This window comes from Acetatifactor sp., assembly GCF_982438285.1.
In genome coordinates, this window is sequence record NZ_CEWDFQ010000048.1 from 1 (window position 1) to 13,042 (window position 13,042).

Here is a 13,042-nt window from a genome sequence, read left to right on the forward strand (position 1 = left end):
GCTTTCCAATATGCTTTGCGGGGGCAGCATACTGGTACAGACCTATGGGGATTTTAAGCGGGGCAGGCGGACAACGGACGAGAGGCTGTGCCGGAATAACCTGATTCCCACCTTAAAGGATGCGGTTCCAGGAGATTTGTCCCTGGTATTTCCCCACCGCATCATGGTGGATATTGCTGAGATGATAGAGGCGCTGGATAAGGTCACCCCGGGGATTGCCAGCGATGAGACTCTGCTGTATGGAGTGGAGGTAAAATTTTATTCTAATAAGGTGGTAATCAATCAGGATTTTGAGACCAGCGTGAAGGGGCTTCGGGCCATTGGAGACGGCGCGGGGGTTACCAGAGGCCTGCAGCAGGCATCTGCCAACGGCATCAGTGTGGCAAGAAGCATCCTGAAACGGCAGGAAGCACAAAACGGGAAGCAGTGAGAGAAGTATGAAGCACAGAAAGAAAATCATAGCGGGGATTTTGGCGGCAGCTGTTTTAGCTGCAGCCCTGACGGCCTGTAATACGGGGGAGGGCGGCACAAAAGTAGTATTTACCACAGGATTTGGAAGGGACGAGGTTTTCCGCATTGGGGGGGAATCCTGCTCAAAGGCGGAGCTTATGGTATATCTTGCCAATACCCAGAACCAATATGAAGAGGTGTATGGATCACAGGTGTGGGAGATTGAGCGGGACGGCGTTACTTTGGAAGAAAATGTGAAGGAGACGGTGCTCGCCAAGCTGGCGCAGATCAAGACTATGTGTCTTTTGGCCGCTGAGAAAGGCGTGGAGCTTGACCAGGGAGAGGAGGAGAAGATCGTCCAGGCGGCGGAGAAGTATTTTGGTTCCTTGAGTGAGGCGGAACAAAGGGCCCTGGAAGTGGATCTGGAGACCATAGAAAACCTCTACAGAGAATATGCGCTGGCACAAAAGGTATATCAGGAAATTATCCGTGACATCAATCCGGAGATCAGCGACGACGAGGCCAGAACCATCACGGTACAGCATATTTTGATCAGAACCAGCAAAACAGACAGCCAGGGGAACACAGTGGACTATTCCCAGGAGGAAAAGCAGGCGGCCTACGAAGAGATTTCGCAGATACGCCAAATGGCCCTTGCGGAGGGACAGGATTTCGCGGAGCTGGCATCCCGGTACAGCCAGGATGACACCATCACTTATTCCTTCGGAAAGGGAGAGATGGAGGAAGCCTTTGAAACGGCGGCCTTTGGTCTTGAGACAGGGGAGATCAGCCAGATCGTGGAAAGCGGCAGCGGCTATCATATTATCAAATGTCTAAGCACCTTCGACAGGGAGGAAACGGACGCTAATAAGCTTAAAATTGTGGAGGAGCGGCGAAGGGAGGCCTTTGGACAGGAGTATGATGCTTTTGTGGAAACTCTGGCCAGAAGTCTGAACGAAAAGCTGTGGGATGAGATTACTCTGATTCATGACAAAGAGGTTACTACTTCGGATTTTTTTGAGGTTTACGCCGAATATTTTCCGGAATAGCCCCTTTAGGCAGATATTTAGAAAAATTTTATATTTCCGCAAAAGCCCGGTTTTAAAGGATTTTTTTGAAATTATTAGCACTCGTTTTAAATGAGTGCTAATTTTTTCTTGACTTTTGTTTCGTGCAGAATTAAACTTACATTTAGTAAAAGAAAAGGATGTGGTGACAATGTCAGTAAAGAGTGGAAATTTATCAATTAACAGCGAGAATATTTTTCCTATTATTAAAAAATGGCTGTACTCGGACCATGATATTTTTTACAGAGAGCTGATCTCTAACGGCTGCGATGCTGTGGTGAAGCTCAAAAAGCTGGAAATGATGGGAGAGTGTTCTCTGCCGGAGGATTATAAGGCCAGAATTGACGTGGTTGTGGATCCTGAGAAAAAGACCATCACCGTTTCAGATAACGGACTGGGCATGACCGCCGAAGAGGTGGAGGAGTATATCAACCAGATTGCCTTTTCCGGCGCTGCGGATTTCATTGAAAAATATAAAGATAAGAGCAATGCGGACCAGATCATCGGACATTTCGGCCTGGGATTTTATTCTGCCTTTATGGTGGCGGACGAGGTGCATATCGACTCTCTCTCCTACAGGGAGGGGGCAAAGCCTGTGCACTGGGAGTGCGACGGAGGCACGGAATTTTCAATGACGGAGGGCGAGGACGCAGGAAGGACAACCCCCGGCACTACGATCACCCTGTTTGTCAACGAGGACTGTCTTGAATTCTGTAATGAATACAAGGCCCGGGAGGTAGTGAAGAAATACTGCTCCTTTATGCCGGTGGAAATTTATTTGTCCAAGGCGGATACCAAGGAGACACAGATCATCAGAGAGGATGAGAAGCTTGCAGATGATGTGGTTCTTGAGGTAATCGAGCCGGAAAAGAAGGAATCGGACGAGGAAGCAAAGCCCGAGCCCAGAAAGCTGAAAATTAAAAAGCGTCCTGAGCTGATGAATGAGACAACACCGCTGTGGACCAAACACCCCAACGACTGTACCAGAGAGGAATATCTGGAATTTTACAGGAAGGTATTCCAGGATTATAAGGAGCCTCTTTTCTGGATACATCTGAATATGGACTATCCGTTTAACCTGAAGGGTATTTTATACTTCCCTAAAATCAATATGGAGTATGAGTCCATAGAGGGAACCATTAAGCTGTACAACAATCAGGTGTTTATTGCAGATAACATCAAGGAAGTAATTCCCGAATTCTTACTGCTTTTAAAGGGTGTGATCGACTGTCCTGACCTGCCCCTGAACGTATCCAGAAGCGCGCTGCAAAATGACGGCTTTGTGAAGAAAATTTCCGAATATATCACCAAGAAGGTGGCAGACAAGCTGGCTGGCATGTGCAAGACCGAGAAAGAGGAGTATGACAAATACTGGGACGACATCAGCCCCTTTATCAAGTTTGGCTGCCTGAAGGATGACAAATTCTGTGAAAGAATGAACGATTACATTCTCTTTAAGAATCTTGAGGGGAAATATCTGACACTGCCGGAATGCCTGGAAACCAAGCCCTTAGACGAGGAGAATGGCGAAGGGAAGACCGCCCAGGGAGAGGAAGCTGAAGCTGCGAAGGAAGCGGGAAGCGCCGTGGACGAAAATGGCCAGAAGGTAGAGGCCGAGATTGTGGAGGAGGAAGAGACCCCTGCAGGCCAGGAAGGAACAGCGAAAGAAGAGGAGACCTCCCAGGAAAAGAAGGAAAAGATTATCTATTATGTAACCGATGAACAGCAGCAGAGCCAGTATATCAATATGTTCAAGGCTGCTAAAATGGATGCCGTGATTCTGACCCACAATATTGATCAGCCCTTTATCTCTCAGCTGGAGGCCAAGAATGAGGGCGTTAAGTTCCGCCGCATCGACGCGGATGTAAGCGATACCATGAAGGCAAAAACCTCCAAGAAGGCAGAGAAGGAGCTGGAAGAGCAGGCCAAGACGCTGGGCGAGCTGATGAAGAAGGCGCTCAAAAACGACAAGCTGGTGGTTAAGGTAGAGAAGCTTAAGGACAAAAAGGTTTCCTCTCTGCTCACCTTGTCGGAGGAAAGCAGACGGATGCAGGATATGATGAAGATGTATTCCATGCCCGGCATGGACATGGGGGCCTTTGGCACAGAGGGCGAGACCTTGATCTTAAATGCAAATCATCCGCTGGTGAAGTATGTGACGGAGCATCAGGATGGAGAGAATGTGGAAATGATCTGCGAACAGCTCTATGATCTTGCAAAGCTCCAGCAGTCGCCCTTAAAGCCCGAGGAGATGACGAGATTTGTTGCGCGCAGCAATGAGATCATGATGCTGCTGGCAAAATAAAGAAAACAGATGTTTGAATATATTTAACAATTTGGAGCCGTCTCAGGAAGCGCAGGCAAGGAGGCGGCTCCAAAATTTATGTATTGCAAAATATGCCTGAAAAAGTGCGGATTGTTCCGTGGCTTACATTTTGGAACCTGTTTTTGTTAAAATCAGAAAGATGAGATAGCGGAAACGGAGAGATTCTAAAATGCGTCTGTTTAAATATGGGAAACGTCTGCAGAATGTGATGATTTTGGCGGGAGCCGCAGTTGTGGTTTTGCTGGCCGTCTTTGCGGCAGTTCTTTTTGATACGAGGTTACAGGGCAATGACGCAGGCGCCGCAAAACGGCTGGAGGACGGATGGGTTTATGAAAGCGAAGGAGAGTGGCGGCCGCTTCCCCAGCTGCCCCATACGCTTGCATGGGAAGGGGAAAGCCTGGTTTTGCGGCGGGAGCTTGCCAATGTGGATGTGCCTGGGGAATACTGCTTTGTATTCCAGACAAGGTATTCTTCTATCCGGGTCTGGGCCGGAGAACGGCTGATTTATGAGGCGGCCGGAGGAAAAGAGCATGCTCTTGGCAGTATGTGGCATTTTGTCCCTGTGGCGGATATGCAAGGAGAAAAGCAGATAACAGTGGAATTTCGAAGATACGGAACGGAGCGGGAATGGGAGCTGAAAAGCGTAATGCTTGATCATCCGGCTGCCGCATTGTATGAGATTCTTCTAAGCTATATGCCCCAGATTCTGTTTGGAATGTTTTGTTTCATGCTTGCGGGCCTGCTGCTGGTCTTTTCTCTGATTACGGCGTATAGAAAAAGAAGCATGGCCGTGCCTCAGATATCTCTTGCTTTTTTTATGCTGCTGTCGGGACTTTGGATCCTTCTGGATACCAAGGTTGCCACTCTGTGGGGCGGAAACTATGCAATAGCCTATTTTCTGAGCTATGCGGCTTTTCATCTGATGTGTGTGCCCTTTTTGGTTTTTGTCAGGTCCATGGCCAAAAGTGAGAACCGCCTGTTTGGCGTACTGATCTGGATTTTTATCGCCAATGCAGGGGTCTGCTTTGTGCTGCATATGACAGGTCTGGCGCAGGTTAACGATACGGTGCCTGCAGTACATATTCTGATAATTCTTGCCATGATCGTATCCACAGCTGAATTCTGGAGCAGTATTGTCAGAAAGCGCAGGCAGCGTATGAGCTTTACCTTTGCGGGGATGCTGGCGGTGTATTTTTTCGGACTGCTTTCACTGGCGTTTTACTATCTGGGTGTGCTGCAGGCTACCTATAATACCCAGTGGTATATCTGGGGGCTCACCATTTTGCTGATGTGTATGATGGCGGATGTTATCCTGGCGTTCTCTTCCTTTTGGAAGGAGAGAGATGATTTCAGCTTTTACCGCAGCCTGGCCATGACGGATGATATGACCGGTCTGGGAAACAGAAATGCCTTTCAGCTGTGCCAGAGCTATCTGGCCGGTCAGGCGCCCGGGAGGCTTGACGTTTTGCTGTTTGACGTGGATAACCTAAAGCGCACCAATGACCTTTTAGGACATCAGACAGGGGATATGCTTTTGCAGACCGTGGCAAAGGGCATCTACGCCGTTTTTTCATCAATGGGAGAATGTTTCCGGATCGGCGGAGACGAGTTCTGTGTCGTTATTGTGGAAAAAACGGCGTCCAGGGTTTCGGAAGCTGTGGAAGTCTTTGAAAAAGAGGTAAAAAGACTTCTCAGACATTTCCCCGAATATGCCAATGTCTCCTACGGACACGCACTGTGGGAGAATACCGCAGAAGAAAAGCTTACGCCTGAACGCCTTGCGCTGCTGATAGAGGAGGCCGACCGGAATATGTATCAGATGAAGCGCACCCACAGGGAATAGGAAGCTTAAAGCTTCAGGCTTCTGTACCGATTGAAGCAGGCAAGGATTTCCTGCTTTCTTGGCCTTGCCATGCAGGCGATGCTGGAAGGATTTTCACAAATTGCGGCAAGGGTCTTTTGGTTTATCACAGCCTCTAAGGCATCCGCCACCTGGCGGAGATTTTTTCTGCCGTCCAAAATATTTTTCTGTGCATATTTCAAACAGTAGCCCAGAGCGGTTACCTGCTCGCTGTCCGCAAGCTGCTCCAGATACCGCAGATCAATGGTTTCTTTGTTGAGTACTACGCCGTCCAGTCCCTGGGTTTTGATTTTAATCCTGTCATTGCTTTTAAATTCCGGGCTGGGAAGAGGACGTCTGTCAAATTTTGGCTTTTCTGAAAGAGCGTCAGAAGGGGAAATTCGGGGAAAATCCCTGGCAGCCTCCTTGGCATAGGCAGTGATCTCCTTTGGTACATACCGTTCCATTTGAAGAACGGTGTCAGCGATCTGGAAATAAGCGCCGGAGCTTCCCACCACAAGGATGGTGGAAATGCCGTAACTGTGATACAGCTCTTCAATCCGCTCGATAAAGGGAGTGATGGGCTCCATATCCCGGTGAATCACCTTCTGCATCAGCTCATCCCGGATCATGAAATTGGTGGCGCTGGTGTCCTCGTCAATCAAAAGCAGGGAGGCATCCGCCTCAATGGCCTCCATGACATTGGCAGCCTGAGAGGTGCTTCCGCTAGCGTCCTCTGTCACAAAGGCCACCGTATCCTTACCGTTTGGAAGATCGTTGATAAACATGGAAATATCTGTTTTTTTGATGCTTCTCCCGTCCTCGGCGCGGATCTTCACGGCAGTGTCGTCAGTGATGACATACTCTCTGCCGTCACCTGCAATGTGGTTGTAAACTCCCATCTCCAGCGCCTTTAACAGGGTGGATTTCCCATGGTAGCCGCCGCCGACAATGAGGGTGATGCCCTGTTTGATGCCCATTCCCGTGATCTTTCCTCCGTGAGGCAGGTCAATGGACACAGCGAGAGATGCGGGGGACTTAAATTTGATACCGTTTTTCATGGGACGGGAGGAAACGCCGGACTCCCGGGGCAGGATGCTTCCATCCGCCACAAAAGCGCAAAGGCCAAGCTTTGGGAGCATTTCACGGATATACTGCTGGTTATCTGCCAGGTGGGCGATCTCCTGCAGCTGTCTGCCATCCAGATTTTGGTAAAAAAGGGAGGACTTTACACACTTTGGCAGAAAATCAAAAAGAATTTTCTGAAGCTCCCTGGCGTTGATGGTACGGCCGTTGGCAGGAAAGCCCACTTCAAATCTAAGGATAATATCTCCGCTTTTTTCATTGATTACGCAGGCTGTCCGTTCCAGCACCTCCTGGCCGCAGCGGCTTACGGCAAGCAGGCCGCTCTGTCCCGTTCCCTTCGCCTGAAAGGAAAACTGTCTGGCAAAGCTGCCAAACCGGCGGATCAGCGTATCCTCAAGGGCGGTCCGCCGGTGCTTTTTTTCATAGAGGCTTACAGGGAACGCTGCCGCCTTTGCACCCACATGAACGCTCAGCTTTGAGGGGGAGGCAAAGGGGTCTCCCTGAACATGGTCGATAGACAGCACATAGCCTGGAAACTGATAGGCTCCTCTTGTATCTTTATAGGCAGGATAGCCCTTTCTGTCAATTTTGTCCAGCAAGGCTCTTAATTCGGTTGATGTCTGCATTGTTTTCTCCTTTCCTGGCCTTCTTGGCTTAGGTAATTGAGAAACTCGCTCTCTGATATCAGAAACTGGGCGTAATAACCAAAATAACGGTGACGAGCCACTGCTTCGGAACCCGTTTTTGGTTATTATGACCAGTTTCGTGACTTTGCCAGCGAGTTTCGCAAACGCCTAGCCTTCTTGATCCGCTGCACGGAGAAAGGAAGGCCCGATGAAGCCCAATGTAATTCATTTTGGAGGGCTTGTCAAGGGTATTATGCAGGTTTTACTAAAGGATTACACATATTTTTCCAGCACATTGTTTACGGCGCCGGGGCCCTTGAGCATTTCGGAAAAGTATTTTTTTACCAGCTTGTCCATTCCATTTGCAGTCAGGTCCACGCCGAATATCTTTTCGTTGGCAAGCAGTCCGTCCAGCACGGATAAATCCGGCTGTGCCTGCCCCAGGGAAAAACCTGACACGTAAGGAGTGACGCTCTCCAAAAGCGGGTCGGGGCTTGGAGTAAAGGGTGCACCCTGGTCATCCACGCCCATGAGATACCTGAGCCATCCGGCAAACACCAGAGGAATATACTTTAAATCCGCTGTATCCAGGGAGGGATTTTTTTCGTAGGCTTTTATGGTCTCGCCAAAACGGATAGCCAGCTTCTGAGAGGTGTCTGTGGCTATGCGCTGCGGAGTATCAGGGAGAAAGGGATTGGGTATGCGCACATTCACCACCTCATCGATAAAGGCCTTTGGCTCGATGATGCCCGGGTCTACCACCACGGGAAGCCCCTCCTTGTAGCCGATTTGCTCCACCAGTCTCCTCAACAGGGGATTTTTCATCTCCTGGGAAATCAGGGTATAGCCCAAAAGACACCCAAAGATGGCAAGGGTGGTGTGAAGGGGATTTAAGCAGGTGCAGACCTTCATTTTTTCCACCTTGTCAACAGTTTCCCTGTCCGTAAAAATGATTCCCCCCTTTTCAAGAGGCGGCCTGCCGTTTGGAAAGCTGTCCTCGATCACCAGATATTCGCACTCCTCCGCGTTTACAAAGGGGGCAATGTAGGTGTTTTTGGAGGTGACCACAGGATCAAGCTCTTCCAGTCCGTCTTCCTTAAGAAGCGCCTCCACCCTGGCGTCCGGCCTTGGGGTGATTTTGTCGATCATGGTCCAGGGGAAGGACACAGACAAGGGATTCCGCACATAGGCGCTAAAGCCTGCCTCTGCAAGCCCTGCGTCACACCAGGCGTCCGCATAGGCTGTCACGGCGGCATAGAGCTTGTCCCCGTTGTGGGAGCAGTTGTCCATGCTTACCAGGGCAATGGGGAGCTTTCCGTTCAAATATCTGGCATAGAGCAGCGAGACAACCTTTCCCAGGTAGCTGTCAGGCGCCTGGGGTCCGGAGGCGAAATCCTCTGAGACGGCGCTTAGAAGCTGGCCTTTTGCGTCTGTGAGCGAGTAGCCCTTTTCTGTGATGGTAAAGCTGGCCATCTGCAGGGAGGGAGAGGAAAAAATCCGTTTCAGCGCTGAAAATTCAGCCTGATTTTTACTGTCTAACACATAGGAGCGCATTATGCTTCCCACCACTGTTTTTTCCACTGTGTTGTCTGCCTTCAGCGTGGCAAGAATGCTCAGATTATCGTGGGGGCGGGAGCTTTTTTCAATGATTTCATAATCGTAGCCCTCTGCGGCAATGAGACCTGTGTCCATGACGCCTTCATTTAAAAGAGTCTGCAGCACATTGGCCTGAAAGGCTTTAAAAATGTTGCCGGCTCCGAAGTGAATCCAGACAGGCCGCTTTTCAGTATTTTCCGCCACCTGACTGTAATCAAAGGCAGGAAGTCTGTAGCCTGCTGCCAGAAAGGCATCCCGATCCTTTTTTATTCCTTCAAGCGTAAGTTTCATATGACATCCTCACTTTCTGATAAAGCTTATTATATCTCTCTCAGGCCTTTTTATGCTGCTTTTCGATGGCCTCCCAGAGGCCGTTTAAATAGGCTGCACCCAGGGCTCTGTCGTACAGGCCGTAGCCGGGCATTGCCTGCTCGTCCCAGATCATCCGGCCGTGATCGGGACGAATGGGCCCGTCAAAGCCAATGTCATAGAGAGCCAGCATGATCTCATACATGTCGAAGGAGCCGTCCCTTGACAGATGAGCAGATTCTTCAAAGTCCGTAGGGGAGTTAAATTTTAAATTCCGCACATGGGCAAAGTGCAGCCTGCCCTTTAAGGAGCGGATCATGTCGGGCAGATCATTTTCCAGGTTGGTGCCGTAGGAGCCGGAGCAGAAGGTGACGCCGTTATGAGGATTGTCTACCATCCGCATCATGCGCAGAATATTTTCCTTGTTGATGATGATTCTGGGAAGTCCGAATACGCTCCAGGCAGGATCGTCCGGATGAATAGCCATGTTGATATCATATTTGTCGCATACGGGCATGATCTTTTCCAGGAAATATTTCAGATTGGCAAAGAGCTTCTCGCTGTCCACATCCTGATAGAGAGCAAATAATTCCTTTATGTGTGCCATGCGCTCAGGCTCCCAGCCGGGCAGAACGGTTCCGCCGGCGTCCTTATTTATGGAGTTAAACATTTCTTCTGGCTTTAACGCGTCTACGGCCTCCTGGGTATAAGCTAATACTGTGGAGCCGTCGGGGCGGACTCTTGCTAACTCCGTTCTGGTCCAGTCAAATACAGGCATGAAGTTGTAGCACACCAGATGGATGTCCGCCTGTCCCAGGCGCTCCAGGGTGGTGATGTAGTTTTCAATATATTTGTCTCTGTCAGGGGTGCCGGCCTTGATGGCGTCGTGAACGTTGACGCTTTCGATGCCCGCAAGGGTAAGTCCCGCGTCCTCAATCTCCTTCTTTAAGGCGAGAATGTCCTCGGTTTCCCAGACCTCTCCGGGGGCCGTGCCGTAGAGGGTGGAAATCACTCCTGTAACCCCGGGAATCTGCCGGATTTGTTTTAGGGTAACCGTGTCGTACTTGCTGCCGTACCAGCGAAATGTCATCTGCATTGTACAATCCTCCTTTTTGCTTTGTTTTGTGTTGCAGGAAACGTATTTCTTAATAGTAAGTATAACAAAGTAAAAATGCCTGAAAAGAATATATATTGCTTGAAATAGTGCAAAAATTGCTATATAGTAAAAACAGGAAATGCGGGAATGAAAAGAAGGAGAGAAAAGCCGTGGAATATGACATTCATCAGGGAGAAAAGCTGGAAAGCCGCATCAGGCGGCTGGAGGCGTCCGACGAGCGCCAGTATATGATCAATGAGAATTATGAGGTCTACGAAAAGCAGGGAGCGCCTCTTGGGGCCATTGCCTTTCACTATCACAATTTTTATGAGATTTTATATGTACTGGAGGGAGAATACTCCGCTATGGTGGAAAATCAGACCTATCATCTGCACAAGGGAGATTTCCTTTTGATCGACCAGAATGTGATGCACAAATATCATTATATGGAAAAAAAGCATGACAGCTCTAAACGGATTATTTTGTGGATTACAAGACAGATGCTGGAAAAGCTTGGAGAGGGGGACATGGAGCTTGCCGCCTGCTTTGAGAGGAGGGATTCCTGCGCTTATCATTTTCCGGCATATTACGAAGAGCTGCTTAGGGGCTATCTGCTGAAGCTGTCTATGACACAGATACCGGAATCCCGCCTGCCGGGGGAAAAAGCGCTGCTGGACAGGGGCTGCCTGATTTTGTTTTTTACCTATTTGAATTTATTGTGCAGGAAAAGAGAGTATTTGTTCAAACAGGAAAATCTGGTACAGCATCCCCTGGCAAAACAGGTGGGCAGCTATGTAGAAGAACATATCGGAGGGAAAATCACGGTAGAGGAGCTGGCGGAGCAGGTGCACATGAGCAAATATCATTTTCTGCGCAAATTTAAGGAGCTGACGGGAGTGACCGTCCATGCCTTTGTCACGGATAAACGACTGATCAAGGCCTGCAGGGCGCTCTCGGAAGGAATGAATATCTCCCAGGCTTATCAGGCGGCCGGCTTTTCCGATTATTCCTCCTTCTTACGCAATTTTAAAAACGCCTACGGGATTTCCCCCGGAAAATACAAGGATTTTTATCCGGACAGTTAAGAGGGATTTGGCTTTTCCTGGCTGGATGAAGCTTCCTCGATGAAGCTTGCAATGGCCTCCCGGTTGTCAAGCTGCAGCTTTTCCAAAATATGGGTCACATGTTTTTTAACGGTGAATTCCGAGATGCACAGCTCCTCAGCCAGCTCTTTGTTGGTGCCTCCCTGGCTGATCAGGCGGGCAACCTCGGCTTCCCTGTCGGTGAGGCCCTTGGAACGAAGCAGGAAATAGATTTTCTGGTCCTCTGGTCCGCGGTCTGGTTGCTCTTTTTCATCACTGACCGTTTCCAGAGCGGTAAGGGATTGACGCAGCCGTATCTGGAGAGGGCTTAAGAGAAGGGCGAAAATGAAAGCGTACAAAAGGCTTAAGCATCCCAGGGCAAGGACGGGGCCGATGTTTTCAGGAGCTTCCATGCTGTACAGCATGGAAATGACGCCCATCAAAAACAGTATGCCGCCGGACAACAGTGTGGTCTGGACGCCGTGGCGCATGGCGTCCAGGCTTTTTTGCAGCTCGGATTTTGAGTGAGGCTTGCGAAAACCGAAGCCAATCCCAAGACCCTTTAGAAAATCACCTGCAGTTTCTGTTCCCAGAAGGGATATAAGGAGCAGCATGAGCATAAAAAGAGGCGCCGGACCTTCGATATAGCGCGGCAGAGTACCGGAAGGGTTTACGTTTGGAAGGTCTGTGTACAGCGCGGCAAAGAACAGGAGGATAAGATATCCCGCAATGGTTAAAAGCTTCATAAAGAGTCCCTCTCTTTCCAAGATTTTATTTTTTATTCTGATTTCATTTTAGCATGGGACTGCCCCACATTCCATGCCACCGAAGTGCAGGAGGGTAGTATTTTTGTACTACCGGGAAAGGGAGTATGAACAGCCCACTTTAGTTTAAATGGAAAGATGCCGAAAAATAAGTAAGAAATGGACTTCCAATTTATATCTCAAGGAGGATGGAACATGAAAATTAATGCGGCAGGCACAGTGAATGCAAATCTGCAGACAACGTATGGAATCGGGCGGGGAGCGGATTCTTACAGCAAAAATATCAAGAATCAGATCGCAGACGCACAGAAGGCCTTACAGGAGCTTTCTTCCAACGAAAATCTGACGATGGAAGAAAAAAGGCAGAAAAGGCAGGAAATTCAGCAAGAGATTGCAGACCTGAACCAGCAGCTGAGGCAGCACCAGATAGAACAAAGGAAAAAACAGCAGACGAAGGACTCCTCTGCAGAAGATCTGCTTGGCGGGGGAAGTCAGACACAGAAAAAATCTGCGGATGCCCAGGGAATATCCGACGCAAGTATGCAGGCAATTATTTCTGCAGATGCTGCTATGGGACAGGTGCAGATGCAGTCACGGGTGAGAAGCAGCCTTGAAGGCAGAGCGGGAGTATTAAAGGCTGAAATTAAACGGGATGCAGGCGCAGGCGGGAACACAGAGGCCAAGGAGGCGGAGCTTGCAGAGATAGAGGAGAAAGCAGGCAATGTTACAACGTCCCAGATGAGCGCACTGTCTGAGATCAGCAAGAATCTGGAAGAAGCTGCCAAAGAGGATGGGAAGGC

The 13,042-nt window shown here is 49.3% G+C and carries 9 protein-coding genes and 1 pseudogene; 6 read left to right on the plus strand and 4 right to left on the minus strand.

All coding sequences use genetic code 11. The features are described from left to right. The 4 genes and pseudogenes from AC1WIP_RS04005 to AC1WIP_RS04020 all read left to right on the plus strand — a co-directional run. A pseudogene (locus AC1WIP_RS04005) lies at positions 1–430 on the plus strand (FAD-dependent oxidoreductase); the annotation flags it as partial. A gap of 7 nt (positions 431–437) precedes the next feature. Beyond that, entirely contained in the window at positions 438–1,499 is a 1,062-nt protein-coding gene (locus AC1WIP_RS04010) for a peptidylprolyl isomerase (RefSeq protein ID WP_481140602.1), read from the plus strand. A gap of 169 nt (positions 1,500–1,668) precedes the next feature. Then, the gene (htpG, locus tag AC1WIP_RS04015; RefSeq protein WP_481140603.1) at positions 1,669–3,822 is read left to right on the plus strand and encodes a molecular chaperone HtpG; all 2,154 of its coding nucleotides are present in this window, start codon (positions 1,669–1,671) and stop codon (positions 3,820–3,822) included. Positions 3,823–4,012: 190 nt separating this feature from the next. Then, positions 4,013–5,686: a diguanylate cyclase domain-containing protein gene (locus tag AC1WIP_RS04020; RefSeq protein WP_481140604.1), complete on the plus strand. Its 1,674-nt coding sequence runs from the start codon at positions 4,013–4,015 to the stop codon at positions 5,684–5,686. A gap of 5 nt (positions 5,687–5,691) precedes the next feature. Here the strand turns inward: AC1WIP_RS04020 and AC1WIP_RS04025 are convergent, their stop codons facing one another. The 3 genes from AC1WIP_RS04025 to uxuA all read right to left on the minus strand — a co-directional run bounded on the left by AC1WIP_RS04025 (position 5,692) and on the right by uxuA (position 10,396). Next, positions 5,692–7,395, minus strand: coding sequence for an ABC-ATPase domain-containing protein (locus AC1WIP_RS04025; protein WP_481140605.1), 1,704 nt, complete (start codon positions 7,393–7,395; stop codon positions 5,692–5,694). A gap of 273 nt (positions 7,396–7,668) precedes the next feature. Further along, complete coding sequence (locus AC1WIP_RS04030; RefSeq protein ID WP_481140606.1) at positions 7,669–9,282, minus strand: mannitol dehydrogenase family protein; 1,614 nt, start codon at positions 9,280–9,282, stop codon at positions 7,669–7,671. A 40-nt stretch (positions 9,283–9,322) separates the two neighbouring features. Next, positions 9,323–10,396: a mannonate dehydratase gene (uxuA, locus tag AC1WIP_RS04035; RefSeq protein WP_481140607.1), complete on the minus strand. Its 1,074-nt coding sequence runs from the start codon at positions 10,394–10,396 to the stop codon at positions 9,323–9,325. Between the two features lie 170 nt (positions 10,397–10,566). Here uxuA and AC1WIP_RS04040 point away from each other — a divergent pair, with 170 nt between their 5' ends. Further along, positions 10,567–11,481, plus strand: a complete 915-nt coding sequence (locus AC1WIP_RS04040; RefSeq protein ID WP_481140608.1) for a helix-turn-helix transcriptional regulator — start codon at positions 10,567–10,569, stop codon at positions 11,479–11,481. On the opposite strand, the gene AC1WIP_RS04045 is transcribed toward AC1WIP_RS04040, so the two are convergent. Beyond that, positions 11,478–12,224: a helix-turn-helix transcriptional regulator gene (locus AC1WIP_RS04045; protein WP_481140609.1), complete on the minus strand. Its 747-nt coding sequence runs from the start codon at positions 12,222–12,224 to the stop codon at positions 11,478–11,480. The genes AC1WIP_RS04040 and AC1WIP_RS04045 overlap by 4 nt on opposite strands. A 213-nt stretch (positions 12,225–12,437) precedes the next feature. Here AC1WIP_RS04045 and AC1WIP_RS04050 point away from each other — a divergent pair. Beyond that, a partial coding sequence (locus AC1WIP_RS04050; protein ID WP_481140610.1) for a FlxA-like family protein occupies positions 12,438–13,042 on the plus strand: 605 nt, incomplete at its 3' end.